This window comes from Enterobacter sp. MGH 4, from assembly GCF_000534735.1.
GTDB lineage: Bacteria > Pseudomonadota > Gammaproteobacteria > Enterobacterales > Enterobacteriaceae > Enterobacter > Enterobacter intestinihominis.
This window is the reverse complement of the sequence record NZ_KI973296.1, coordinates 16,660-42,672: the sequence shown is the minus strand read 5'-3', so window position 1 is coordinate 42,672 and position 26,013 is coordinate 16,660. Positions and strand designations below refer to the sequence as shown.

Here is a 26,013-nt window from a genome sequence, read left to right as displayed (position 1 = left end):
GTAAACGCAAAAATTTCAATCTGCCCGGCTTGACGTGTTTGCTAAAGAGACAATAGTTAATACAGGGCTATACGCCCTAATACCTCTTCGAACAATGACATATATCGCCGAACTCGGCTCTTTCTGGAGTCGCTTTGATGATGTTAAAAAAAATCAGTGGTCGCCATGCTGCTTCTGGCCTGGTGGGTGTCTCAGCCTGCCTGCTTATATGTAACACCGCTTTTGCGTGGCAACAGGAATATATCGTTTCAGATGCACAAAGTAATACGACGGAACGCTATACATGGGACGCCGATCACCAACCTCGTTATGAAGATATTCTCGCGGAGCGTATCAACCATTCGCAGAATGCTGCGGGCTTTGCCCTGAACGACCCATCCGGTTCAGATGCGGAAACCGTTCTGAGCGTTGGCTGGAATTTTCCCGTGGCGGGACATTTTACCACCGGCCCCGTCATGGCGTGGCGCACTGATGGCGCTCCCCCTGCAACGGTGAATGCATTTGGTGAGGTAACTACCACGCAGCCGCTTACCGATCCCCTCTGGCATGCCAGCGTGAACTCGTTGGGGTGGCGCGTTGATACGCAGTATGGTGATTTACATCCCTGGGCGAAGATCAGCTACAACCAGCAGTCGGAGGAAGAATATTTGTACACCCTGGGCTTAAGCGCCAAATTTTAGGGTTGTTACTTTTTTAAACGCTGCGGTAACATATTTAATACAATAACGGCGCGGGCTGTGGTGATAGTGGTCACTCACCTTTAAGCGTTTTCTTTTCCGGCAAGGTCATTCATTCCCGCTTCCAGGCATTTCATTCCGTATCTCCTGCATTTCATGCCGTTTTACCCCTGGCGTTTTGGGGTTTTGTTTATCGTGTCCTCAGCGAACTTCCTTAATTTCTCTTGCAGGACACTGCCATGAACACATCAACTTATAACCGCACGCGTTGGCTGACGCTTTTCGGCACCATCGTTACCCAGTTCGCACTGGGCTCGGTCTATACCTGGAGCCTGTTTAACAGCGCCCTGTCCGATAAGCTCGGCGCACCGATAAGCCAGGTGGCATTCTCCTTCGGCTTGCTGAGCCTTGGATTAGCGATTTCCTCTTCCGTGGCGGGCAAACTTCAGGAGCGCTTCGGCGTGAAGCGCGTAACCATGGCCTCCGGGATCCTGCTGGGCGTGGGCTTCTTCCTGACGGCACATTCAAACAACCTGATGATGCTGTGGTTAAGCGCCGGGGTGCTGGTGGGTCTGGCGGACGGCGCAGGTTATCTGCTGACGCTGTCTAACTGCGTGAAGTGGTTCCCGGAGCGTAAAGGGCTTATTTCCGCGTTTGCCATTGGTTCATATGGCCTGGGCAGCCTGGGGTTCAAATTCATTGACTCCCATCTGCTGGCCTCGGTGGGGCTTGAGAAAACCTTTATGATCTGGGGCGTGATTGTGCTGGTAATGATCCTCTTCGGCGCCACGCTGATGAAAGATGCGCCGCAGCAGGAAGTGAAAACCGTTAACGGCGTGGTGGAGAACGATTTCACCCTCGCTCAGTCCATGCGTAAGCCGCAGTACTGGATGCTGGCGGTGATGTTCCTGACGGCCTGCATGAGCGGTCTGTATGTCATCGGTGTGGCGAAAGATATCGCGCAGGGGATGGTAAAACTGGACGCGGCGACGGCGGCGAACGCGGTGACGGTCATCTCCATCGCTAACCTCTCGGGTCGTCTGGTACTGGGTATCCTGTCTGACAAAATCGCCCGTATCCGTGTGATTACGCTGGGGCAGGTCATCTCCCTGGTGGGTATGGCAGCACTGCTGTTCGCTCCGCTGAACGAGGCGACATTCTTTGCAGCAATTGCCTGCGTAGCCTTTAACTTTGGCGGCACTATTACCGTCTTCCCGTCACTGGTGAGCGAGTTCTTCGGCCTGAACAACCTGGCGAAAAACTACGGCGTCATTTATCTCGGCTTCGGTATCGGCAGTATTTGCGGTTCACTGATTGCCTCGCTGTTTGGCGGCTTCTACGTGACCTTCTGCGTGATATTCGCTTTGCTGATTATTTCGCTGGCGCTGTCCACCACGATCCGTCAGCCGCAGCGCGAACTGTATAAAGAAGCGCATGTATGATGCGATGAAAAGAGGCCGCTGGGCCTCTTTTATTTATTTCTAAATCGCTTCCGGACTTGCTATTTTGTAAAAATCTTCATCGATTCACATTCTCTGCTGCCACTTTTCTTCCCTGCTGTGGTCTACTTATCGCGCTTGTAGACGTTTCTGATAACGGTTTCTCTCGCATCTACTTACTCTGTCAGCTTTCTCACTGAGATTCGGCGGGTTTTTATACCCCTTCCCCCAGGGTTGTTTGCATGAAATATATTAGGTCTCTTACCCAGCAAAGATTGTGTCTGATGCTGGCTGTCTATATCGGTTTGTTTCTGAATGGCGCGGTGCTGTTCAGACGAGTGGAAGGTTATTTCGAACACCTCACTGTAAGAAATGGAATTTTTGCCGCGATTGAAGTGTTTGGCTCAATTCTGGCGACCTTCTTCCTGTTACGCCTGCTCTCTCTCTTTGGCCGTCGTACATGGCAAATTCTGGCCTCGCTGGTGGTGATTATCTCCGCCGCCGCAAGCTATTACATGACATTCATGAACGTGGTCATTGGCTACGGTATTGTGGCCTCGGTGATGACCACGGACATCGACCTCTCGAAAGAGGTGGTGGGTCAAGGGTTCATCCTGTGGACGATTCTGACCTGCCTGATCCCGCTCTTCTTTATCTGGAGTAACACCTGTCGCTACACCCTGTTACGCCAGTTGCGTACCCGGGGACAGCGCATCCGCAACGTCGCCGTCGTTCTTCTGGCGGGTCTGCTGGTATGGGCGCCTATTCGCCTGATGGAAAAGCAGCAAAAACGGATCGAAAAAGCGACAGGCGTGGATATGCCAAGCTACGGCGGCGTGGTGGCTAACTCGTACCTGCCGTCTAACTGGCTGTCGGCGTTAGGTCTTTATGCCTGGGCTCAGGCGGACGAATCCAGCGATGTGAAATCGCTGATTAACCCAACCAAAAAGTTCACCTACCAGGCTCCGGCTGACGGGCTGGATGATACTTACGTGGTCTTCGTTATCGGCGAAACGACGCGCTGGGATCATATGGGTATTCTCGGTTATGACCGCGATACCACCCCGAAACTGGCGCAGGAAAAGAATCTGGTGGCATACCGCGGCTACTCCTGCGATACCGCCACGAAGCTCTCGTTGCGCTGTATGTTTGTTCGCGAGGGCGGTGCGAGTGATAACCCTCAGCGCACTCTCAAAGAGCAAAACGTATTTGCTGTTCTGAAGCAGCTTGGATTTAGCTCCGATCTGTTCGCCATGCAAAGTGAGATGTGGTTCTACACCAACACCATGGCTGATAACATCGCCTACCGCGAGCAGATTGGCGCCGAGCCGCGTAACCGCGGAAAGAACGTTGATGACATGCTGCTGCTCTCTGAGATGGAACAGTCGCTGAAAAACTATCCGCAGGGTAAGCACCTTATTGTTCTGCATACCAAAGGGTCACACTACAGCTACTATCAGCGTTACACGCGCGATTTCGCCAAATGGACGCCTGAGTGCGTCGGCATTAACAAGAACTGTAGCAAGCAGGAGTTGATCAATGCCTATGATAACTCGATTCTGTATGTGGATACCTTCCTCAGCCGGGTGATTGACCAGCTTCGCGATAAGAAAGCGATTGTGATCTACGCGGCCGACCACGGCGAGTCCATCAACGAGAAAGAGCATTTACACGGTACGCCGCGTAAGCTGGCGCCACCAGAGCAGTTCCGCGTGCCGATGATCATGTGGATGTCGGACAAGTATCTGGAAAACCCGGACAAAGCCAAAATGTTTGCCCACCTGAAACAGCAGGCAGAGATTAAGGTACCGCGCCGTCACGTTGAGCTGTACGACACTATTATGGGCTGTCTCGGCTATACCTCACCGAACGGTGGGATTAACGAAAACAACAACTGGTGTAAACTCCCTGATAACACCACAAAAGCCGCGCAGTAGCTGGTCTGGCGAGAATATCGCCAGTTGAATGGCTTTTTGAAAATAAGGGATTGACGAGGGCGCACCTCAGCAGTAAGATGCGCTCCGCATTCGGCGAGTAGCGCAGCTTGGTAGCGCAACTGGTTTGGGACCAGTGGGTCGGAGGTTCGAATCCTCTCTCGCCGACCACATTCTAAAAAGGGCTAACCGCAAGGTTAGCCCTTTTTGCATTAACGCGTTACCCCACCCGAGTCCTCAAAATACCCCTTAGCCCTGCTTCCCCCTGCCTGCTTGCGGTTTTGTGACATAATCCATTGTATTTTTTTATATATAGTTTGATCTTTTTTCGCGTTGCTTATGGATAACCTCAGCATTTTTCGCTGTGCGTTTTAACGTTCGCGGTATTTAGTGCTCAGATAATCACCATTCTGTAAGAAAATTTACCCATTCTGAATAAAACTTAATCACTGGGTGTTGCGAAATAGGGAGGGGTTTGTGCTGCAACATGGCGAGTAGCATAAATTTCTCTGCTGAAAACTGGCATTCAGAGTTTTTTTAATCTTTGTTTGCGGTTTCTCACACTCCACGTAAATCCCCGCCACCTGTATTGACGTTTTCACATTCTGTTGACAGATTGTAGGGCACGAGGGGCATTTCAGGGAGGATCTGCGCTGCAACTCAAACGCTCTTCTGAAAGGATTCTCTATCCCTTTTAACGCCCTCGGGCATCACCGACCGGACCGGGTAAAAAATAAATAAAGGTCAGGCGGCGTAACACAACAAAGCAAAACATCACATTGGAGCACAATAATGAGTATTTCCTTGAAGAAGTCAGGGATGCTGAAGCTTGGTCTGAGCCTGGTGGCCATGACCGTCGCAGCAAGCGTACAGGCAAAAACCCTGGTTTACTGTTCTGAAGGCTCTCCGGAAGGCTTTAACCCACAGCTCTTTACCTCTGGTACGACTTACGACGCAAGCTCTGTACCGATCTATAACCGTCTGGTTGAATTTAAAACCGGTACCACGGAAGTGATTCCTGGCCTGGCTGAAAAGTGGGATATCAGCGAAGACGGTAAAACCTATACCTTCCACCTGCGTCAGGGCGTGAAGTGGCAGGACAGCAAAGAATTCAAACCTACGCGCGACTTTAACGCCGACGACGTAGTGTTCTCCTTCGACCGTCAAAAAAATGCCCAGAACCCGTACCATAAAGTGTCTGGCGGCAGCTATGAATACTTCGAAGGGATGGGTCTGCCAGACCTGATTGCTGAAGTGAAAAAAGTGGACGATAAAACCGTTCAGTTCGTGCTGACGCGTCCGGAAGCGCCATTCCTCGCTGACCTGGCGATGGACTTCGCCTCTATTCTCTCTAAAGAGTACGCGGACAACATGCTGAAAGCCGGCACGCCGGAAAAAGTGGACCTGAACCCAATCGGTACCGGCCCGTTCCAGCTGCTTCAGTACCAGAAAGATTCCCGTATTCTGTATAAAGCCTTCCCGGGCTACTGGGGCACCAAGCCGCAGATCGACCGTCTGGTCTTCTCCATCACGCCTGACGCATCCGTGCGTTACGCAAAATTGCAGAAAAACGAATGTCAGGTGATGCCGTATCCAAACCCGGCTGACATCGCGCGCATGAAGCAGGACAAAAATATCAACCTGATGGAGCAGGCGGGCCTGAACGTGGGTTATCTCTCCTTCAACACCGAGAAGAAACCGTTCGATGACGTGAAAGTGCGTCAGGCGCTGACCTACGCGGTGAACAAAGAAGCGATCATCAAAGCCGTTTACCAGGGCGCTGGCGTTGCGGCCAAGAACCTGATCCCACCAACCATGTGGGGCTATAACGACGACATTAAGGACTACACCTACGATCCTGAGAAAGCGAAAGCGCTGCTGAAAGAAGCGGGCCAGGATAAAGGTTTCACCGTTGAGCTGTGGGCGATGCCGGTACAGCGTCCTTACAACCCGAACGCACGTCGTATGGCGGAAATGGTTCAGGCTGACTGGGCGAAGATTGGCGTACAGGCCAAAATTGTGACCTACGAGTGGGGCGAGTACCTGAAACGCGCCAAAGCGGGCGAACACCAGGCGGTCATGATGGGCTGGACCGGCGACAACGGGGATCCGGACAACTTCTTCGCGACCCTGTTCAGCTGTGCGGCAGCGAAAGACGGTTCCAACTACTCTCGCTGGTGCTACAAGCCGTTTGAAGACCTGATCCAGCCGGCGCGTGCGACCGATGATCACAACAAACGTATCGAACTGTACAAGCAAGCGCAGGTTGTCATGCACGATCAGGCTCCGGCGCTGATTGTTGCTCACTCCACCGTGTACGAGCCAGTGCGTAAAGAAGTGAAGGGCTACGTGGTCGATCCACTGGGCAAACACCACTTCGAAAACGTGTCTGTTGAATAATAAGTAGGGTGTTCTCCCTCTCCCTGTGGGAGAGGGCAGGGGTGAGGGGCGTGCATGCATCCCCTCACCCTAACCCTCTCCCACAGGGAGAGGGAATTTACATTTGTGAGCAATACAGACGTCACGCTACTGAGCGTGCGTCATCAGAGAGAATCCGGGTTATGTTGCAGTTCATCCTCCGACGTCTGGGACTGGTTATCCCGACGTTTATCGGTATCACCCTTCTCACTTTTGCCTTCGTCCATATGATCCCGGGTGATCCGGTGATGATTATGGCGGGCGAGCGTGGTATCTCCCCTGAACGTCATGCGCAACTGCTGGCTGAACTCGGCCTTGATAAGCCGATGTGGCAGCAGTACCTCCACTACATCTGGGGCGTATTACACGGCGATTTAGGGATTTCACTGAAAAGCCGTCTTCCGGTGTGGGACGAGTTCGTGCCGCGTTTCCAGGCGACGCTGGAACTCGGCATCTGCGCCATGATCTTCGCGACCGCGGTGGGGATTCCCGTCGGCGTGCTGGCTGCCGTTAAGCGTGGCTCTATTTTCGACCACACCGCCGTTGGCCTGGCACTGACCGGCTACTCCATGCCTATCTTCTGGTGGGGCATGATGCTGATCATGCTGGTCTCGGTGCAGTGGAACCTGACGCCGGTCTCCGGACGTGTCAGCGATATGGTTTTCCTTGACGACACCAACCCGTTAACCGGCTTTATGCTGATTGATACGGCGATCTGGGGCGAAGAGGGCAACTTCATTGATGCGGTTGCGCACATGATCCTGCCTGCAATGGTGCTGGGCACCATCCCACTTGCGGTGATCGTGCGTATGACTCGTTCCTCCATGCTGGAAGTGCTGGGCGAAGATTATATTCGTACTGCCCGCGCTAAAGGTCTGACCCGTATGCGCGTCATCATCATTCATGCCCTGCGTAACGCCATGCTGCCGGTGGTGACCGTTATCGGTTTGCAGGTCGGTACGCTGCTGGCCGGGGCGATCCTGACCGAAACCATCTTCTCCTGGCCAGGCCTTGGACGCTGGCTAATTGATGCGCTGCAACGCCGTGACTATCCGGTTGTGCAGGGCGGTGTATTGCTGGTCGCGACGATGATTATCCTCGTCAACCTGCTGGTCGATTTGCTGTACGGCGTGGTGAACCCGCGTATTCGTCATAAGAAGTAAGGGGCCATCATGTCACAAGTTACTCAAAATAAAGCGGTTACCGCACCGGTGCCAATGACGCCGATGCAGGAATTCTGGCACTACTTCAAGCGCAACAAAGGCGCGGTCGTCGGGCTGGTGTATGTTTCCATCATGATCCTGATTGCGGTGTTTGCGAACTTCCTTGCGCCGTATAACCCCGCGGACCAGTTCCGTGATGCGCTGCTCGCGCCACCGGCCTGGCAGGAAGGTGGTAGCCTGACGCACCTGCTCGGTACTGATGACGTTGGCCGCGATGTGCTGTCTCGTCTGATGTACGGCGCGCGCCTCTCTCTGCTGGTTGGCTGTCTCGTTGTGGTGTTGTCGCTGATCATGGGCGTTGTGCTTGGTCTGGTGGCGGGCTACTTCGGCGGCATCGTTGATAACGTCATCATGCGTATCGTCGATATCATGCTGGCATTGCCAAGCCTTCTGCTGGCCCTGGTGCTGGTCGCGGTCTTTGGTCCTTCGATAGGCAATGCCGCGCTCGCGCTAACGTTCGTTGCGCTTCCTCACTATGTCCGATTAACCCGTGCGGCCGTGCTGGTCGAGGTGAACCGCGATTATGTAACGGCATCTCGAGTGGCGGGTGCGGGGGCGATGCGCCAGATGTTCGTCAATATTCTTCCTAACTGCCTTGCACCGCTGATTGTTCAGGCGTCGCTCGGTTTTTCTAACGCCATTCTCGATATGGCCGCTCTTGGCTTCCTTGGCATGGGTGCGCAGCCGCCAACACCGGAATGGGGCACCATGCTCTCCGACGTGTTGCAGTTCGCGCAAAGCGCCTGGTGGGTCGTCACCTTCCCGGGTCTGGCGATTCTGCTGACGGTGCTGGCATTTAACCTGATGGGTGATGGTCTGCGTGATGCACTTGATCCCAAACTGAAGCAGTAAGAGGCACGAGATGGCGTTATTAAATGTAGATAAATTATCGGTGCACTTCGGCGATGAAGGCACACCGTTTCGTGCTGTGGACCGCATCAGCTATAGCGTAAATCAGGGCGAAGTGGTTGGTATCGTTGGGGAGTCCGGTTCCGGTAAGTCAGTGAGTTCACTGGCAATCATGGGGCTGATTGACTATCCCGGCCGCGTAATGGCGGAAAGCCTGGAGTTCAATGGTCAGGATCTGCAGCGCATTTCCGAAAAACAGCGCCGCCAGCTGGTGGGAGCGGAAGTGGCGATGATCTTCCAGGACCCGATGACCAGTCTGAACCCGTGTTACACCGTGGGTTTCCAGATTATGGAAGCCATTAAGGTGCACCAGGGCGGTAACAAGCAAACCCGTCGCCAGCGCGCTATTGACCTGCTAACGCAGGTGGGTATACCCGATCCGGCATCGCGTCTGGACGTTTATCCGCACCAGTTGTCCGGTGGGATGAGTCAGCGTGTAATGATCGCGATGGCCATTGCCTGTCGACCAAAACTGCTGATTGCCGATGAACCGACAACCGCGCTGGACGTGACCATTCAGGCGCAAATTATTGAGCTACTGCTGGAGTTGCAGCAGAAAGAGAATATGGCGCTGGTGCTGATTACGCACGATCTGGCGCTGGTGGCTGAAGCGGCAAACAAAATCATTGTGATGTATGCAGGCCAGGTGGTGGAGACCGGGAGTTCACACGATATCTTCCGGGCCCCGCGTCATCCCTATACGCAGGCGCTGCTGCGCGCGCTGCCGGAGTTCGCGCAGGATAAAGCGCGTCTGGCCTCGCTGCCGGGGGTGGTACCGGGTAAATATGACCGTCCTCAGGGCTGTCTGCTTAACCCGCGCTGCCCGTATGCGACGGATAAATGCCGCGTCGACGAGCCGGAGCTGAACCTGTTAGCTGACGGACGTCAGTCGAAATGCCACTACCCACTCGATGATGCCGGGAGGCCAACACTATGAGTACGCAACAAATGCTGTTGCAGGCCATCGACCTGAAAAAACATTACCCGGTGAAGAAGGGCCTCTTTGCTCCTGAGCGCCTGGTAAAAGCGCTGGATGGTGTCTCCTTTACTCTCGAACGCGGAAAAACGCTGGCGGTGGTAGGGGAATCTGGCTGTGGGAAGTCCACGCTGGGCCGTCTGTTAACGATGATTGAAGTTCCGACTGGCGGCGAGCTTTACTATCAGGGCCAGGATCTGCTCAAGCACGATCCGCAGGCGCAGAAACTGCGACGTCAGAAAATCCAGATTGTGTTCCAGAATCCGTATGGTTCGCTGAACCCGCGAAAAAAAGTGGGGCAGATTCTGGAAGAGCCGCTGCTGATCAACAGCAACCTGAGCAAAGAGCAGCGTCGTGAAAAAGCGCTGGCGATGATGGCGAAGGTGGGCCTGAAAACCGAGCATTACGATCGCTATCCGCATACGTTCTCTGGCGGTCAACGTCAGCGTATCGCCATCGCCCGTGGTCTGATGCTCGACCCGGACGTGGTGATTGCCGATGAACCGGTTTCGGCGCTCGACGTATCCGTGCGTGCGCAGGTGCTGAATCTGATGATGGATTTACAGCAGGATCTTGGGCTGTCGTACGTTTTCATCTCCCATGACCTGTCTGTGGTTGAGCACATTGCCGATGAGGTGATGGTGATGTATCTGGGACGCTGCGTAGAGAAGGGGACGAAAGATCAGATCTTTAATAACCCGCGTCATCCATATACTCAGGCACTACTGTCTGCGACGCCGCGACTGAACCCGGATGACCGCCGTGAGCGCATTAAGCTGACCGGCGAGTTACCAAGCCCGCTTAACCCGCCGCCGGGATGTGCGTTCAACGCCCGCTGCCGTCGCCGCTTCGGTCCGTGTACGCAGTTGCAGCCACAACTGAAAGATTATGGCGGACAGCTGGTGGCCTGCTTCGCGGTCGATCAGGATGAAAACGGCGAAAAGCCGCATGCATAAAGGAAAAAACCGGCGATAAGCCGGTTTTTTTACGTCTGAGATCTACTTCCGTAAACGAATCTGGTCAACGGCGTGTTTCTCACTCTTGGTGAGGATCAGGCTTGCACGTTCGCGCGTCGGCAGGATGTTCTCTTTGAGGTTGACGTAGTTGATCTCATTCCACAGCCCGGTCGCCACGTTGATAGCCTCTTCTTCAGAGAGCTGAGCGTAGTTGTGGAAGTAAGAATCCGGGTCGGTGAACGCCCCTTCACGGAACTTCAGGAAGCGGTTGATATACCAGCGTTGCAACAGATCTTCAGGCGCATCCACATAAATTGAGAAATCGACGAAGTCAGAGACAAACACGTGATGCGGATCGTGAGGGTAATCCATCCCGCTTTGCAGTACGTTTAAGCCCTCCAGAATCAGGATGTCGGGCTGCACCACCGTTTTGTCACCATCCGGGATGCGGTCGTAGATCAGATGCGAGTAGACCGGTGCGGTAACGTTCGGCACGCCCGATTTTAAATCAGAGACAAACTTTACCAGGCGGTGCATATCATAAGAGAGCGGGAAGCCCTTCTTCTTCATCAGGCCGCGTTCTTTCAACACCTCATTGGGATGCAGGAAGCCGTCGGTGGTGATCAGCTCCACGCTGCGGTGTTCCGGCCAGCGGCTCAGCAGCGCCTGTAGCACGCGCGCGGTGGTACTTTTACCCACTGCCACGCTGCCCGCAATACTGATGATATAAGGAATACGTTGACCGTTCGTGCCGAGGAACTGTTCCAGTACGGCCTGACGACGCAAGTTGGAGCTGATGTAAAAGTTAAGCAAGCGAGAGAGGGGGAGATAGATTTCTGCCACCTCTTCCAGGGAGAGATCTTCGTTTATCCCTTTTAGCCGTGCGATTTCACCTTCCGTCAGTGTCATAGGGACGGAGTCACGCAGGGCTGCCCACTGGCTACGGTTAAACTGAAGATAGGGCGTCATTAACGTTTGCTCTTTTTTGCTCATAAGCATGCTTCTGTGAACCATCACGAAACGGCGGGTGCGGGCTCATCACATAGTTAATTTTGGACAATGGGCAGGAGGTTAACACCAGATGAGAGGAATAATAAGAAAAAATATGGGAAAGCGATGCTTAACCGGGCAGGCATCACCCGGGGCTATAGCGTGCCGAAATCAGGCGTTCATGTTGGATTTTTAATCGCGAGCGGATGAATTTACAGCGGTTAGCCCTGGTTTCGAATAAAATGTGAGCGAAAGAACGTTTTATGCAATTTTTTAGTTGCATGACTGCGCAGGTCTCCATAGAATGCGCGCTACTTGATGCCGACTTAGCTCAGTAGGTAGAGCAACTGACTTGTAATCAGTAGGTCACCAGTTCGATTCCGGTAGTCGGCACCATCAAGTCCGGTGGGGTTCCCGAGCGGCCAAAGGGAGCAGACTGTAAATCTGCCGTCACAGACTTCGAAGGTTCGAATCCTTCCCCCACCACCACTTTCTGGCAGCGTCAACGCCGCCGGAGCTGGTTGGAAAAATTGACCAGCTCGAACAGAAAAGAGAGAAATCTCTTTTTTTGTTACAGAAAGAACTGGGTAGCCGAGTTTCAGGATGCGGGCATCGTATAATGGCTATTACCTCAGCCTTCCAAGCTGATGATGCGGGTTCGATTCCCGCTGCCCGCTCCAATACGTGCTGATATGGCTCAGTTGGTAGAGCGCACCCTTGGTAAGGGTGAGGTCCCCAGTTCGACTCTGGGTATCAGCACCACTTCACTTCTCCCTCCCTTTCTCTCTGTTTCAATGTAAATGTATTCAACAGTTCAGGCATTTTCGCCTGGTTGATGTGGTGATATCACCGATTTATCCGTGTCTTAGAGGGACAATCGATGTCTAAAGAAAAGTTTGAACGTACAAAACCGCACGTTAACGTCGGTACTATCGGCCACGTTGACCATGGTAAAACAACGCTGACCGCTGCAATCACTACCGTACTGGCTAAAACCTACGGCGGTGCTGCTCGTGCTTTCGACCAGATCGATAACGCACCAGAAGAAAAAGCTCGTGGTATCACCATCAACACCTCTCACGTTGAGTATGACACCCCGACTCGCCACTACGCACACGTAGACTGCCCAGGCCACGCCGACTATGTTAAAAACATGATCACCGGTGCTGCGCAGATGGACGGCGCGATCCTGGTTGTTGCTGCGACTGACGGCCCTATGCCTCAGACTCGTGAGCACATCCTGCTGGGTCGTCAGGTAGGCGTTCCTTTCATCATCGTGTTCCTGAACAAATGCGACATGGTTGATGACGAAGAGCTGCTGGAACTGGTAGAGATGGAAGTTCGTGAACTGCTGTCTCAGTACGATTTCCCAGGCGACGATACTCCAATCGTTCGTGGTTCCGCGCTGAAAGCGCTGGAAGGCGACGCAGAGTGGGAAGCGAAAATCATCGAACTGGCTGGCTTCCTGGATTCTTACATCCCAGAACCAGAGCGTGCGATTGACAAGCCATTCCTGCTGCCAATCGAAGACGTATTCTCCATCTCCGGTCGTGGTACCGTTGTTACCGGTCGTGTAGAGCGCGGTATCATCAAAGTTGGTGAAGAAGTTGAAATCGTTGGTATCAAAGAGACTGCGAAGTCTACCTGTACTGGCGTTGAAATGTTCCGCAAACTGCTGGACGAAGGCCGTGCTGGTGAGAACGTTGGTGTTCTGCTGCGTGGTATCAAACGTGAGGAAATCGAACGTGGTCAGGTTCTGGCGAAGCCAGGCTCAATCAAGCCACACACTAAGTTCGAATCTGAAGTGTACATTCTGTCCAAAGACGAAGGCGGCCGTCATACTCCGTTCTTCAAAGGCTACCGTCCACAGTTCTACTTCCGTACAACTGACGTGACCGGTACCATCGAACTGCCAGAAGGCGTAGAGATGGTAATGCCAGGCGACAACATCAAGATGGTTGTGACTCTGATCCACCCAATCGCGATGGATGACGGTCTGCGTTTCGCAATCCGTGAAGGCGGCCGTACCGTTGGCGCGGGCGTTGTTGCTAAAGTTCTCGGCTAATCGCTGATAACATTTGACGCAATGCGCAATAAAAGGGCATCATTTGATGCCCTTTTTGCACGCTTTCACATCAGAACCTGGCTCATCAGTGATTAATTTTGTCATAATCATTGCTGAGACAGGCTCTGCGGAGAGCGTATAATACGAAAAGCGAATAGCATTTCGATTGGTTTGCCTCGCACTCGCGGGGTGAAAATGTTTGTAGAATACTTCTGACAGGTTGGTTTATGAGTGCGAATACCGAAGCTCAAGGGAGCGGGCGCGGCCTGGAAGCGATGAAATGGGTAGTTGTAGCCGTGCTGCTGATTGTGGCGATTGTCGGCAACTATCTTTATCGTGACATGATGCTGCCGCTACGCGCGCTTGCAGTGGTAATTCTGATTGCTGCGGCGGGTGGTGTCGCGCTGTTGACGACGAAAGGCAAAGCGACCGTTGCGTTTGCCCGCGAAGCGCGTACCGAAGTCCGCAAGGTCATTTGGCCGACTCGCCAGGAAACATTGCACACCACGCTGATTGTAGCGGCGGTAACCGCTGTAATGTCACTGATCCTGTGGGGACTGGATGGTATTCTGGTTCGCCTGGTATCCTTTATCACTGGCCTGAGGTTCTGAGATGTCTGAAGCCCCTAAAAAGCGCTGGTACGTCGTTCAGGCGTTTTCCGGTTTTGAAGGCCGCGTAGCTACGTCGCTGCGTGAGCATATCAAATTACACAATATGGAAGAGTTATTTGGCGAAGTTATGGTTCCGACCGAAGAAGTGGTTGAGATCCGTGGCGGCCAACGTCGCAAAAGCGAGCGTAAATTCTTCCCGGGTTACGTGCTGGTTCAGATGGTGATGAACGACGCGAGCTGGCACCTGGTGCGCAGCGTACCACGCGTGATGGGCTTTATCGGCGGCACATCTGACCGTCCGGCGCCAATCAGCGACAAAGAAGTTGATGCGATTATGAACCGCCTCCAGCAGGTGGGTGATAAACCGCGTCCGAAAACGCTGTTTGAACCGGGTGAGATGGTTCGTGTTAACGACGGTCCGTTTGCTGACTTTAATGGCGTCGTCGAAGAAGTGGACTACGAGAAGTCCCGCCTGAAAGTTTCCGTTTCTATCTTTGGTCGTGCGACCCCGGTAGAGCTGGACTTTGCTCAGGTAGAAAAAGCCTAAGCAGCGATCAAAAAAGCGACGATTTAATCGTTGCACAGGGCGCGAGATTGGAATACAATTTCGCGCCTTTTGTTTTTATGGGTTCCGACCCGTAAAACGAATTTTATTCACGGGGAGCCTCTCCGAGGCGTTATTACCCAATCAGAGGATTTTAGAATGGCTAAGAAAGTACAAGCCTACGTCAAGCTGCAGGTTGCAGCAGGTATGGCGAACCCAAGTCCACCAGTTGGTCCAGCTCTGGGTCAGCAGGGTGTGAACATCATGGAATTCTGTAAAGCGTTCAACGCCAAAACTGAATCCATGGAAAAAGGTCTGCCAATCCCAGTTGTAATCACTGTTTACGCTGACCGTTCTTTCACTTTCGTTACCAAAACCCCTCCAGCAGCAGTTCTGCTGAAGAAAGCAGCGGGCATCAAGTCTGGTTCCGGTAAGCCGAACAAAGACAAAGTGGGTAAAATTTCCCGCGCTCAGCTGCAGGAAATCGCGCAGACCAAAGCTGCCGACATGACTGGTTCCGACATTGAAGCGATGACTCGCTCCATTGAAGGTACTGCACGTTCCATGGGCCTGGTAGTGGAGGACTAAGAAATGGCTAAACTGACCAAGCGCATGTCCGTGATCCGTGACAAAGTTGATGCGACCAAACAGTACGACATCAACGAAGCTATCGCTCTGCTGAAAGAACTGGCAACTGCTAAGTTCGTTGAAAGCGTTGACGTTGCCGTTAACCTGGGCATCGACGCTCGTAAATCCGATCAGAACGTTCGTGGCGCAACTGTACTGCCACACGGTACTGGCCGTTCCGTACGCGTAGCTGTATTTGCTCAGGGTGCAAACGCTGAAGCGGCTAAAGCTGCCGGCGCTGAACTGGTAGGTATGGAAGATCTGGCTGATCAGATCAAGAAAGGCGAAATGAACTTTGACGTTGTTATTGCTTCTCCAGATGCAATGCGCGTTGTTGGCCAGCTGGGCCAGGTTCTGGGTCCACGCGGCCTGATGCCAAACCCGAAAGTGGGTACTGTAACTCCTAACGTTGCTGAAGCGGTTAAGAACGCTAAAGCAGGTCAGGTTCGTTACCGTAACGACAAAAACGGCATCATCCACACCACCATCGGTAAAGTGGACTTTGACGCTGACAAACTGAAAGAAAACCTGGAAGCTCTGCTGGTTGCGCTGAAAAAAGCTAAACCAACTCAGGCGAAAGGCGTGTACATCAAGAAAGTTAGCATCTCCACCACCATGGGTGCAGGTGTTGCAGTTGACCAGGCTGGCCTGAGCGCTGCTGCAAACTAATGCCTTTACGTGGGCGGTGATTTTGTCTACAATCTTACCCCCACGTTTGCTAACAAAAGTTAGCGGCTAAAAGAATTGTTCGTTGGAGCCTGGCCTATCCAGGCCTCCGTCGAAGACCGCAGGTGTTTCGCAAGAAACTTAATCCCCTGCGTAGACGGTGACAGAACGCTAAGATTATTTTAAATACTCTGGCTTGTTTCTGCTCACCGTATTAAGACGCTCTTCCCGTTGGGTCGAGTGAAGTGAGTTCCGGAACATGAGTTCCGGCAAACATCCAGGAGCAAAGCTAATGGCTTTAAATCTTCAAGACAAACAAGCGATTGTTGCTGAAGTCAGCGAAGTAGCCAAAGGCGCGCTGTCTGCAGTAGTTGCGGATTCCCGTGGCGTTACTGTAGACAAAATGACTGAACTGCGTAAAGCAGGTCGTGAAGCTGGCGTATACATGCGTGTTGTTCGTAACACCCTGCTGCGTCGCGTAGTTGAAGGTACTCAGTTCGAGTGCCTGAAAGACACGTTTGTTGGTCCGACCCTGATTGCATACTCTATGGAACACCCGGGCGCTGCTGCTCGTCTGTTCAAAGAGTTCGCGAAAGCGAATGCAAAATTTGAGGTCAAAGCTGCAGCCTTTGAAGGTGAGTTGATCCCGGCATCGCAAATCGATCGCCTGGCCACCCTGCCGACCTACGAAGAAGCAATTGCACGCCTGATGGCAACCATGAAAGAAGCTGCGGCTGGCAAACTGGTTCGCACTCTGGCTGCTGTACGCGATGCGAAAGAAGCTGCTTAATCGCAGTTATCTTTATAAAGCATTTGCTTACGTATAAACTTATTCTGATTTTCAGGAACAATTTAAATGTCTATCACTAAAGATCAAATCATTGAAGCAGTAGCAGCTATGTCCGTAATGGACGTTGTAGAGCTGGTTTCTGCAATGGAAGAAAAATTCGGTGTTTCTGCTGCTGCTGCTGTAGCTGTAGCTGCGGGCCCGGCTGAAGCTGCTGAAGAAAAAACTGAATTCGACGTAATTCTGAAAGCTGCTGGCGCGAACAAAGTTGCTGTAATCAAAGCAGTACGTGGCGCAACTGGCCTGGGTCTGAAAGAAGCTAAAGACCTGGTAGAATCTGCTCCAGCTGCGCTGAAAGAAGGCGTGAGCAAAGACGACGCAGAAGCACTGAAAAAATCTCTGGAAGAAGCTGGCGCTGAAGTTGAAGTTAAATAAGCCAACTTTTCTGGTTGCAGCCTAAGTAATTAGGCTGATGGCTGGTGACTTTTTAGTCACCAGCCTTTTTGCGCTGTAAGGCATCAGCAGCATTTCACACTGTTTGACTGCTGGTTGTCCTGACAATGCTTGTTTCTATCGACGACTTAATATACTGCGACAGGGTGCTCGCTCTGTGTAAATCGCAATGAAATGGTTTAAGCGTGATAGCAACAGGTATTGCGGAAAGTATTCAATTTTCCGGTCCACAAAATGGTGTTGCACAAACTGTCCCTTCGTCGGACAGATGGGTCGACTTGTCAGCGAGCTGAGGAACCCTATGGTTTACTCCTATACCGAGAAAAAACGTATTCGTAAGGATTTTGGTAAACGTCCACAAGTTCTGGACATTCCATATCTCCTTTCTATCCAGCTTGACTCGTTCCAGAAGTTTATCGAGCAAGATCCTGAAGGGCAGTACGGCCTGGAAGCAGCCTTCCGTTCCGTGTTCCCGATTCAGAGCTACAGCGGTAATTCCGAGCTGCAGTACGTCAGCTACCGCCTTGGCGAACCGGTGTTTGACGTTCAGGAATGTCAGATCCGTGGCGTGACCTATTCCGCACCGCTGCGCGTAAAACTGCGTCTGGTGATCTACGAGCGCGAAGCGCCGGAAGGCACCGTAAAAGACATTAAAGAACAAGAAGTCTACATGGGTGAAATTCCACTCATGACGGACAACGGTACTTTCGTTATCAACGGTACTGAGCGTGTTATCGTTTCCCAGCTGCACCGTAGCCCGGGCGTCTTCTTCGACAGCGATAAAGGTAAAACGCACTCTTCCGGTAAAGTACTGTATAACGCACGCATCATTCCTTACCGTGGTTCATGGCTGGACTTCGAATTCGATCCAAAAGACAACCTGTTTGTCCGTATCGACCGTCGTCGTAAGCTGCCTGCAACCATCATTCTGCGTGCACTGAACTATACCACTGAGCAGATCCTGGACCTGTTCTTTGAGAAAGTGATCTTTGAAATCCGCGACAACAAGTTGCAGATGGAGTTGGTGCCGGAACGTCTGCGTGGTGAGACCGCGTCGTTCGACATCGAAGCCGACGGCAAAGTGTATGTGGAAAAAGGTCGCCGTATCACCGCGCGCCACATCCGCCAGCTGGAAAAAGATGATATCAAACACATCGAAGTTCCGGTTGAATACATTGCAGGAAAAGTAGCCGCGAAAGATTACGTTGATGAATCAACTGGCGAGCTGATCTGCCCGGCGAACATGGAGCTGAGCCTGGATCTGCTGGCTAAGCTGAGCCAGTCTGGCCACAAACGTATCGAAACGCTGTTCACCAACGATCTGGACCACGGTCCGTACATCTCTGAGACTGTACGCGTCGACCCAACCAACGATCGTCTGAGCGCGCTGGTTGAAATCTACCGCATGATGCGTCCTGGTGAGCCACCAACTCGCGAAGCGGCTGAAAGCCTGTTCGAGAACCTGTTCTTCTCCGAAGACCGCTACGATCTGTCCGCGGTAGGTCGTATGAAGTTCAACCGTTCTCTGCTGCGCGACGAAATCGAAGGTTCCGGTATCCTGAGCAAAGACGACATCATTGAAGTGATGAAGAAGCTCATCGATATCCGTAACGGTAAAGGCGAAGTGGACGATATCGACCACCTCGGCAACCGTCGTATCCGTTCCGTAGGCGAAATGGCGGAAAACCAGTTCCGCGTTGGCCTCGTTCGTGTAGAGCGTGCGGTGAAAGAGCGTCTGTCTCTGGGCGATCTGGATACCCTGATGCCTCAGGATATGATCAACGCCAAGCCGATTTCTGCGGCAGTGAAAGAGTTCTTCGGTTCCAGCCAGCTGTCTCAGTTCATGGACCAGAACAACCCGCTGTCTGAGATCACGCACAAACGTCGTATCTCTGCACTCGGCCCAGGCGGTCTGACCCGTGAACGTGCAGGCTTTGAAGTTCGAGACGTACACCCGACTCACTACGGTCGCGTATGTCCAATCGAAACGCCTGAAGGTCCAAACATCGGTCTGATCAACTCCCTGTCCGTGTACGCACAGACAAACGAATACGGTTTCCTTGAGACCCCGTATCGTAAAGTGACCGACGGTGTGGTTACCGACGAAATTCATTACCTGTCTGCTATCGAAGAAGGCAACTACGTTATCGCTCAGGCGAACTCCAACCTGGATGACGAAGGCCACTTTGTAGAAGATCTGGTTACCTGCCGTAGCAAAGGCGAATCCAGCCTGTTCAGCCGCGACCAGGTTGACTACATGGACGTATCCACCCAACAGGTGGTATCCGTCGGTGCGTCCCTGATCCCGTTCCTGGAACACGATGACGCCAACCGTGCATTGATGGGTGCGAACATGCAACGTCAGGCCGTTCCAACTCTGCGTGCTGATAAGCCGCTGGTTGGTACCGGTATGGAACGTGCTGTTGCCGTTGATTCCGGTGTTACAGCAGTTGCTAAGCGTGGCGGTACCGTTCAGTACGTTGACGCATCCCGTATCGTTATCAAAGTTAACGAAGACGAGATGTATCCGGGCGAAGCGGGTATCGACATCTACAACCTGACCAAATACACCCGTTCTAACCAGAACACCTGTATCAACCAGATGCCTTGCGTATCTCTGGGTGAGCCAGTTGAGCGCGGCGACGTGCTGGCAGACGGTCCGTCCACCGACCTCGGTGAACTGGCGCTCGGTCAGAACATGCGCGTAGCGTTCATGCCGTGGAACGGTTACAACTTCGAAGACTCCATCCTCGTCTCCGAGCGTGTGGTTCAGGAAGATCGTTTCACCACCATCCACATTCAGGAACTGGCCTGTGTGTCCCGTGACACCAAGCTGGGGCCAGAAGAGATCACTGCCGACATCCCTAACGTGGGTGAAGCTGCGCTCTCCAAACTGGATGAATCCGGTATTGTTTACATCGGTGCGGAAGTGACCGGCGGCGACATTCTGGTTGGTAAGGTTACACCGAAAGGCGAAACCCAGCTGACGCCAGAAGAGAAACTGCTGCGTGCTATCTTCGGTGAGAAAGCGTCTGACGTTAAAGACTCTTCTCTGCGCGTACCAAACGGTGTTTCCGGTACGGTTATCGACGTTCAGGTCTTCACTCGTGACGGCGTTGAGAAAGATAAGCGTGCGCTGGAAATCGAAGAGATGCAGCTCAAACAGGCTAAGAAAGACCTGTCTGAAGAACTGCAGATCCTCGAAGCAGGTCTGTTCAGCCGTATCTATGCGGTGCTGGTTGCCGGTGGCGTTGAAGCTGAGAAGCTCGACAAACTGCCACGCGATCGCTGGCTGGAGCTGGGCCTGACCGACGAAGAGAAACAGAATCAGCTGGAACAGCTGGCTGAGCAGTATGACGAACTGAAACACGAGTTCGAGAAAAAACTCGAAGCGAAACGCCGCAAAATCACTCAGGGCGACGATCTGGCACCAGGCGTGCTGAAGATTGTTAAGGTGTATCTGGCTGTTAAACGTCAGATCCAGCCTGGTGACAAGATGGCAGGTCGTCACGGTAACAAGGGTGTTATCTCTAAGATCAACCCGATCGAAGATATGCCGCACGATGCTAACGGTACGCCGGTAGATATCGTACTGAACCCACTGGGTGTACCGTCTCGTATGAACATCGGTCAGATCCTGGAAACCCACCTGGGTATGGCTGCGAAAGGTATCGGCGACAAGATTAACGCCATGCTGAAGCAGCAGGAAGAAGTCGCGAAACTGCGCGAGTTCATCCAGCGTGCCTACGATCTGGGTACCGACGTGCGTCAGAAAGTCGACCTGAACACCTTCAGCGATGATGAAGTTCTGCGTCTGGCGGAAAACCTGCGTAAGGGTATGCCAATTGCAACGCCGGTATTCGACGGTGCAAAAGAAGCTGAAATTAAAGAGCTGCTGCAACTGGGTGGTCTGCCAACGTCTGGTCAGATTACGCTGTTTGACGGCCGTACCGGTGAACAGTTCGAGCGTCCGGTAACCGTAGGTTACATGTACATGCTGAAACTGAACCACCTGGTCGACGACAAGATGCACGCTCGTTCTACCGGTTCTTACAGCCTGGTTACTCAGCAGCCGCTGGGTGGTAAGGCTCAGTTCGGTGGTCAGCGCTTCGGGGAGATGGAAGTGTGGGCGCTGGAAGCATACGGCGCAGCATACACCCTGCAGGAAATGCTCACCGTTAAGTCTGATGACGTGAACGGTCGTACTAAGATGTATAAGAACATCGTAGACGGCAACCATCAGATGGAACCGGGCATGCCAGAATCCTTCAACGTACTGTTGAAAGAGATTCGTTCGCTGGGTATCAACATCGAACTGGAAGACGAGTAATTCTCGCTCAAACAGGTCACTGGTGTCGGGTTAACCCCCGACACCAGATTGTGCTAACTCCGACGGGAGCAAATCCGTGAAAGATTTATTAAAGTTTCTGAAAGCGCAGACTAAAACCGAAGAGTTTGATGCGATCAAAATTGCTCTGGCTTCGCCAGACATGATCCGTTCATGGTCTTTTGGTGAAGTTAAAAAGCCGGAAACCATCAACTACCGTACGTTCAAACCTGAGCGTGACGGCCTTTTCTGTGCGCGTATTTTCGGGCCAGTAAAAGACTACGAGTGCCTGTGCGGTAAGTACAAGCGCCTGAAACACCGTGGTGTGATCTGTGAGAAGTGCGGCGTTGAAGTGACCCAGACCAAAGTACGCCGTGAGCGTATGGGCCACATTGAGCTGGCGTCTCCAACTGCTCACATCTGGTTCCTGAAATCTCTGCCGTCCCGTATCGGCCTGCTGCTGGATATGCCGCTGCGCGATATCGAACGTGTTCTGTACTTCGAATCTTATGTTGTGATCGAAGGCGGGATGACGAATCTGGAACGTAACCAGATTCTGACCGAAGAACAGTATCTGGACGCGCTGGAAGAGTTCGGTGACGAATTCGACGCGAAGATGGGTGCGGAAGCTATCCAGGCCCTGCTGAAGAGTATGGATCTGGAGCAAGAGTGTGAAACTCTGCGCGAAGAGCTGAACGAAACCAACTCCGAAACCAAGCGTAAAAAGCTGACCAAGCGTATCAAACTGCTGGAAGCGTTCGTTCAGTCTGGTAACAAACCAGAGTGGATGATCCTGACCGTTCTGCCGGTTCTGCCGCCAGATCTGCGTCCGCTGGTTCCGCTGGATGGTGGTCGTTTCGCAACGTCGGATCTGAACGATCTGTACCGTCGCGTGATCAACCGTAACAACCGTCTGAAACGTCTGCTGGATCTGGCTGCGCCGGACATCATCGTACGCAACGAAAAACGTATGCTGCAGGAAGCGGTAGATGCCCTGCTGGATAACGGTCGTCGCGGTCGTGCGATCACCGGTTCTAACAAACGTCCTCTGAAATCTTTGGCCGACATGATCAAAGGTAAGCAGGGTCGTTTCCGTCAGAACCTGCTCGGTAAGCGTGTTGACTACTCCGGTCGTTCTGTAATCACCGTAGGTCCATACCTGCGTCTGCATCAGTGCGGTCTGCCTAAGAAAATGGCTCTGGAGCTGTTCAAACCGTTCATCTACGGCAAGCTGGAACTGCGTGGCCTGGCCACCACCATCAAAGCCGCTAAGAAAATGGTTGAGCGTGAAGAAGCTGTCGTTTGGGATATCCTGGACGAAGTGATCCGCGAACACCCGGTACTGCTGAACCGTGCACCAACTCTGCACCGTTTGGGTATCCAGGCATTTGAGCCAGTCCTGATCGAAGGTAAAGCGATCCAGCTGCACCCGCTGGTTTGTGCGGCCTATAACGCCGACTTCGATGGTGACCAGATGGCTGTTCACGTACCGCTGACGCTGGAAGCCCAGCTCGAAGCGCGTGCGCTGATGATGTCTACCAACAACATCCTGTCTCCAGCGAACGGTGAACCTATCATCGTTCCTTCTCAGGACGTTGTATTGGGTCTGTACTATATGACCCGTGACTGTGTTAACGCCAAAGGCGAAGGCATGGTGCTGACTGGCCCGAAAGAAGCTGAGCGTATTTATCGCGCTGGCCTGGCCTCTCTGCATGCGCGCGTTAAAGTGCGTATCACCGAATACGAAAAAGATGAAAACGGCGAATTCGTGGCGATTACCAGCCTGAAAGACACGACCGTTGGCCGTGCGATTCTGTGGATGATCGTACCGAAAGGTCTGCCTTTCTCCATCGTCAACCAGGCGCTGGGCAAGAAAGCGATCTCCAAAATGCTGAACACCTGTTACCGCATTCTGGGCCTGAAGCCGACCGTTATCTTCGCTGACCAGACAATGTACACCGGCTTTGCTTATGCAGCGCGTTCAGGTGCATCTGTTGGTATCGATGACATGGTCATCCCAGAGAAGAAACACGAGATCATCTCTGAAGCGGAAGCTGAAGTTGCTGAGATCCAGGAGCAGTTCCAGTCTGGTCTGGTAACCGCAGGCGAACGTTACAACAAAGTTATCGATATCTGGGCTGCGGCGAACGATCGTGTATCCAAAGCGATGATGGATAACCTGCAAACCGAAACCGTGATTAACCGTGACGGCGTAGAAGAGCAGCAGGTCTCCTTCAACAGCATCTACATGATGGCCGACTCCGGTGCGCGTGGTTCTGCGGCACAGATTCGTCAGCTGGCAGGTATGCGTGGTCTGATGGCGAAGCCAGATGGCTCCATCATCGAAACGCCAATCACCGCGAACTTCCGTGAAGGTCTGAACGTACTCCAGTACTTCATCTCCACGCACGGTGCGCGTAAAGGTCTGGCGGATACCGCATTGAAAACGGCGAACTCCGGTTATCTGACGCGTCGTCTGGTTGACGTTGCGCAGGATCTGGTCGTCACCGAAGACGATTGTGGCACCCTCGAAGGTATCACCATGACCCCGGTTATCGAGGGTGGTGATGTTAAAGAGCCGCTGCGCGATCGCGTACTGGGTCGTGTGACCGCGGAAGACATCCTGAAGCCGGGCACCGCAGACATTCTGGTTCCACGCAACACTCTGCTGCACGAACAGTGGTGTGACCTGCTGGAAGCGAACTCTGTTGACTCTGTGAAAGTGCGTTCCGTTGTATCCTGTGACACCGACTTTGGTGTGTGTGCGCACTGCTACGGTCGTGACCTGGCGCGTGGCCACATCATCAACAAAGGTGAGGCTATCGGCGTTATCGCGGCACAGTCCATCGGTGAGCCGGGTACACAGCTGACGATGCGTACGTTCCACATCGGTGGTGCGGCATCTCGTGCGGCTGCTGAATCCAGCATCCAGGTGAAAAACAAAGGTAGCATCAAGCTCAGCAACGCGAAGTCTGTTGTTAACTCCGCAGGCAAGCTGGTTGTGACTTCTCGTAACACCGAGCTGAAGCTGATCGACGAATTCGGTCGTACCAAAGAGAGCTATAAAGTGCCTTACGGTGCGGTTATGGCGAAAGGTGATGGCGAGCAGGTTGCCGGCGGCGAAACCGTAGCAAACTGGGATCCACACACCATGCCGGTTATCACCGAAGTAAGTGGTTTCATCCGCTTCACTGACATGATCGACGGCCAGACCATTACTCGTCAGACCGACGAGCTGACCGGTCTGTCTTCTCTGGTGGTTCTGGATTCTGCTGAACGTACTACCGGTGGTAAAGATCTGCGTCCTGCACTGAAAATCGTTGATGCTCAGGGTAATGACGTTCTGATCCCTGGCACCGATATGCCTGCGCAGTACTTCCTGCCGGGTAAAGCGATTGTACAGCTGGAAGATGGCGTACAGATCAGCTCTGGTGACACCCTGGCGCGTATTCCTCAGGAATCCGGCGGTACCAAGGACATCACCGGTGGTCTGCCACGCGTTGCGGACCTGTTCGAAGCACGTCGTCCGAAAGAGCCTGCTATCCTGGCTGAAATCAGCGGTATCATCTCCTTCGGTAAAGAGACCAAAGGTAAGCGCCGTCTGGTTATCACGCCAGTAGATGGCAGCGAGCCGTACGAAGAGATGATTCCTAAGTGGCGTCAGCTCAACGTGTTCGAAGGTGAACGCGTGGAACGTGGTGACGTGGTCTCCGATGGTCCAGAAGCGCCGCACGACATCCTGCGTCTGCGTGGTGTGCATGCTGTTACTCGTTACATTGTTAACGAAGTACAGGACGTATACCGTCTGCAGGGCGTTAAGATTAACGATAAGCACATCGAAGTTATCGTTCGTCAGATGCTGCGTAAAGCAACCATCGAAAACGCGGGCAGCTCCGACTTCCTGGAAGGCGAGCAGGTTGAATACTCACGCGTTAAGATCGCTAACCGCGATCTGGAAGCGAACGGCAAAATCGGTGCGACCTTTGCACGCGATCTGCTGGGTATCACCAAAGCGTCTCTGGCAACCGAGTCCTTCATCTCTGCTGCATCGTTCCAGGAAACCACTCGTGTCCTGACCGAAGCGGCTGTTGCAGGTAAACGTGATGAACTGCGCGGTCTGAAAGAGAACGTTATCGTGGGTCGTCTGATCCCGGCCGGTACCGGTTATGCGTACCACCAGGATCGTATGCGTCGTCGTGCAGCGGGTGAACTGCCAGCTGCACCGCAGGTGACTGCCGAAGATGCATCCGCGAGCCTTGCAGAACTGCTGAACGCAGGTCTGGGCGGTTCCGACAACGAGTAATCGTTGATGCCCGGTAGGTAAAATTACCGGGCATATGAATCACAGGTCGGGTAAGCGCAGCGCCACCCGACAATAAAAAACCCGCCTCGGCGGGTTTTTTTACGTCTG

Annotated in this window: 18 protein-coding genes and 5 tRNA genes; 22 read left to right on the top strand and 1 reads right to left on the bottom strand. The window is 53.0% G+C overall.

Features of this window, described 5'->3' with window-relative positions; genetic code table 11:
* Window positions 1-137 precede the first annotated feature (137 nt).
* The 9 genes from L350_RS04265 to dppF all read left to right on the top strand — a co-directional run bounded on the left by L350_RS04265 (window position 138) and on the right by dppF (window position 10,532).
* Window positions 138-680 carry a lipase gene (locus L350_RS04265; RefSeq protein WP_023299064.1) on the top strand — a complete coding sequence of 181 codons (543 nt, stop codon included), beginning with the start codon at window positions 138-140 and terminating at the stop codon, window positions 678-680.
* 236 nt (window positions 681-916) lie between these two features.
* Window positions 917-2,119, top strand: a complete 1,203-nt coding sequence (locus L350_RS04270) for an L-lactate MFS transporter (RefSeq protein WP_023299065.1) — start codon at window positions 917-919, stop codon at window positions 2,117-2,119.
* Window positions 2,120-2,358: 239 nt separating this feature from the next.
* Window positions 2,359-4,053 carry a kdo(2)-lipid A phosphoethanolamine 7''-transferase gene (eptB, locus tag L350_RS04275; protein WP_032626508.1) on the top strand — a complete coding sequence of 565 codons (1,695 nt, stop codon included), beginning with the start codon at window positions 2,359-2,361 and terminating at the stop codon, window positions 4,051-4,053.
* A gap of 91 nt (window positions 4,054-4,144) precedes the next feature.
* Window positions 4,145-4,221 (top strand) — tRNA-Pro (locus L350_RS04280).
* Window positions 4,222-4,842: 621 nt separating this feature from the next.
* On the top strand, window positions 4,843-6,450 hold the full coding sequence (dppA, locus tag L350_RS04285; RefSeq protein WP_022646695.1) for a dipeptide ABC transporter periplasmic-binding protein DppA: 1,608 nt from the start codon (window positions 4,843-4,845) through the stop codon (window positions 6,448-6,450).
* A gap of 161 nt (window positions 6,451-6,611) precedes the next feature.
* The gene (gene dppB / locus L350_RS04290; protein ID WP_022646696.1) at window positions 6,612-7,631 is read left to right on the top strand and encodes a dipeptide ABC transporter permease DppB; all 1,020 of its coding nucleotides are present in this window, start codon (window positions 6,612-6,614) and stop codon (window positions 7,629-7,631) included.
* A gap of 9 nt (window positions 7,632-7,640) precedes the next feature.
* Window positions 7,641-8,543, top strand: coding sequence for a dipeptide ABC transporter permease DppC (gene dppC, locus L350_RS04295; RefSeq protein ID WP_022646697.1), 903 nt, complete (start codon window positions 7,641-7,643; stop codon window positions 8,541-8,543).
* Window positions 8,544-8,553: 10 nt separating this feature from the next.
* Window positions 8,554-9,537 (top strand): dipeptide ABC transporter ATP-binding protein, encoded by a 984-nt coding sequence (gene dppD / locus L350_RS04300; protein ID WP_032626506.1) that lies wholly within the window; start codon window positions 8,554-8,556, stop codon window positions 9,535-9,537.
* Window positions 9,534-10,532 (top strand): dipeptide ABC transporter ATP-binding subunit DppF, encoded by a 999-nt coding sequence (gene dppF / locus L350_RS04305; RefSeq protein ID WP_032626505.1) that lies wholly within the window; start codon window positions 9,534-9,536, stop codon window positions 10,530-10,532. Before dppD ends, dppF begins: the two co-directional genes overlap by 4 nt.
* Window positions 10,533-10,574: 42 nt before the next feature.
* On the opposite strand, the gene coaA is transcribed toward dppF, so the two are convergent.
* Entirely contained in the window at window positions 10,575-11,525 is a 951-nt protein-coding gene (gene coaA, locus L350_RS04310; RefSeq protein WP_032622068.1) for a type I pantothenate kinase, read from the bottom strand.
* A gap of 317 nt (window positions 11,526-11,842) precedes the next feature.
* On the opposite strand from coaA, the gene L350_RS04315 reads away from it, so the two are divergent.
* The 13 genes from L350_RS04315 to rpoC all read left to right on the top strand — a co-directional run bounded on the left by L350_RS04315 (window position 11,843) and on the right by rpoC (window position 25,905).
* Window positions 11,843-11,918: transfer RNA gene (locus L350_RS04315), tRNA-Thr, on the top strand.
* Between the two features lie 8 nt (window positions 11,919-11,926).
* A tRNA-Tyr gene (locus L350_RS04320) sits at window positions 11,927-12,011 on the top strand.
* 116 nt (window positions 12,012-12,127) lie between these two features.
* Window positions 12,128-12,202, top strand: a tRNA-Gly gene (locus L350_RS04325).
* Window positions 12,203-12,208: 6 nt separating this feature from the next.
* A tRNA-Thr gene (locus L350_RS04330) sits at window positions 12,209-12,284 on the top strand.
* Between the two features lie 118 nt (window positions 12,285-12,402).
* Complete coding sequence (gene tuf / locus L350_RS04335) at window positions 12,403-13,587, top strand: elongation factor Tu (RefSeq protein WP_022646700.1); 1,185 nt, start codon at window positions 12,403-12,405, stop codon at window positions 13,585-13,587.
* Window positions 13,588-13,814: 227 nt separating this feature from the next.
* Entirely contained in the window at window positions 13,815-14,198 is a 384-nt protein-coding gene (secE, locus tag L350_RS04340) for a preprotein translocase subunit SecE (protein ID WP_003862342.1), read from the top strand.
* A gap of 1 nt (window position 14,199) precedes the next feature.
* Entirely contained in the window at window positions 14,200-14,745 is a 546-nt protein-coding gene (gene nusG, locus L350_RS04345; protein ID WP_003862341.1) for a transcription termination/antitermination protein NusG, read from the top strand.
* Between the two features lie 156 nt (window positions 14,746-14,901).
* Window positions 14,902-15,330: a 50S ribosomal protein L11 gene (gene rplK / locus L350_RS04350; RefSeq protein ID WP_003862340.1), complete on the top strand. Its 429-nt coding sequence runs from the start codon at window positions 14,902-14,904 to the stop codon at window positions 15,328-15,330.
* Window positions 15,331-15,333: 3 nt separating this feature from the next.
* On the top strand, window positions 15,334-16,038 hold the full coding sequence (gene rplA / locus L350_RS04355; RefSeq protein WP_006810530.1) for a 50S ribosomal protein L1: 705 nt from the start codon (window positions 15,334-15,336) through the stop codon (window positions 16,036-16,038).
* 289 nt (window positions 16,039-16,327) lie between these two features.
* The gene (rplJ, locus tag L350_RS04360) at window positions 16,328-16,825 is read left to right on the top strand and encodes a 50S ribosomal protein L10 (RefSeq protein WP_003862338.1); all 498 of its coding nucleotides are present in this window, start codon (window positions 16,328-16,330) and stop codon (window positions 16,823-16,825) included.
* A 66-nt stretch (window positions 16,826-16,891) separates the two neighbouring features.
* Window positions 16,892-17,257, top strand: a complete 366-nt coding sequence (gene rplL, locus L350_RS04365; RefSeq protein ID WP_002445276.1) for a 50S ribosomal protein L7/L12 — start codon at window positions 16,892-16,894, stop codon at window positions 17,255-17,257.
* 319 nt (window positions 17,258-17,576) lie between these two features.
* Complete coding sequence (gene rpoB / locus L350_RS04370) at window positions 17,577-21,605, top strand: DNA-directed RNA polymerase subunit beta (RefSeq protein WP_023299068.1); 4,029 nt, start codon at window positions 17,577-17,579, stop codon at window positions 21,603-21,605.
* Window positions 21,606-21,681: 76 nt separating this feature from the next.
* A complete protein-coding gene (rpoC, locus tag L350_RS04375; RefSeq protein WP_023299069.1) occupies window positions 21,682-25,905 on the top strand; it encodes a DNA-directed RNA polymerase subunit beta' in 4,224 nt (1,407 codons plus the stop codon).
* Window positions 25,906-26,013 lie beyond the last annotated feature (108 nt).

Coding starts and splice junctions, on each gene's coding strand:
- dppF (WP_032626505.1), top strand. CDS start 9,534: ATGAGTACGCAACAAATGCTGTTGCAGGCCATCGACCTGAAAAAACAT.
- rplL (WP_002445276.1), top strand. CDS start 16,892: ATGTCTATCACTAAAGATCAAATCATTGAAGCAGTAGCAGCTATGTCC.
- dppA (WP_022646695.1), top strand. CDS start 4,843: ATGAGTATTTCCTTGAAGAAGTCAGGGATGCTGAAGCTTGGTCTGAGC.
- eptB (WP_032626508.1), top strand. CDS start 2,359: ATGAAATATATTAGGTCTCTTACCCAGCAAAGATTGTGTCTGATGCTG.
- rplA (WP_006810530.1), top strand. CDS start 15,334: ATGGCTAAACTGACCAAGCGCATGTCCGTGATCCGTGACAAAGTTGAT.
- dppC (WP_022646697.1), top strand. CDS start 7,641: ATGTCACAAGTTACTCAAAATAAAGCGGTTACCGCACCGGTGCCAATG.
- tuf (WP_022646700.1), top strand. CDS start 12,403: ATGTCTAAAGAAAAGTTTGAACGTACAAAACCGCACGTTAACGTCGGT.
- coaA (WP_032622068.1), bottom strand. CDS start 11,525: ATGAGCAAAAAAGAGCAAACGTTAATGACGCCCTATCTTCAGTTTAAC.
- dppB (WP_022646696.1), top strand. CDS start 6,612: ATGTTGCAGTTCATCCTCCGACGTCTGGGACTGGTTATCCCGACGTTT.
- nusG (WP_003862341.1), top strand. CDS start 14,200: ATGTCTGAAGCCCCTAAAAAGCGCTGGTACGTCGTTCAGGCGTTTTCC.
- L350_RS04265 (WP_023299064.1), top strand. CDS start 138: ATGATGTTAAAAAAAATCAGTGGTCGCCATGCTGCTTCTGGCCTGGTG.
- L350_RS04270 (WP_023299065.1), top strand. CDS start 917: ATGAACACATCAACTTATAACCGCACGCGTTGGCTGACGCTTTTCGGC.
- rplK (WP_003862340.1), top strand. CDS start 14,902: ATGGCTAAGAAAGTACAAGCCTACGTCAAGCTGCAGGTTGCAGCAGGT.
- rplJ (WP_003862338.1), top strand. CDS start 16,328: ATGGCTTTAAATCTTCAAGACAAACAAGCGATTGTTGCTGAAGTCAGC.
- secE (WP_003862342.1), top strand. CDS start 13,815: ATGAGTGCGAATACCGAAGCTCAAGGGAGCGGGCGCGGCCTGGAAGCG.
- dppD (WP_032626506.1), top strand. CDS start 8,554: ATGGCGTTATTAAATGTAGATAAATTATCGGTGCACTTCGGCGATGAA.
- rpoB (WP_023299068.1), top strand. CDS start 17,577: ATGGTTTACTCCTATACCGAGAAAAAACGTATTCGTAAGGATTTTGGT.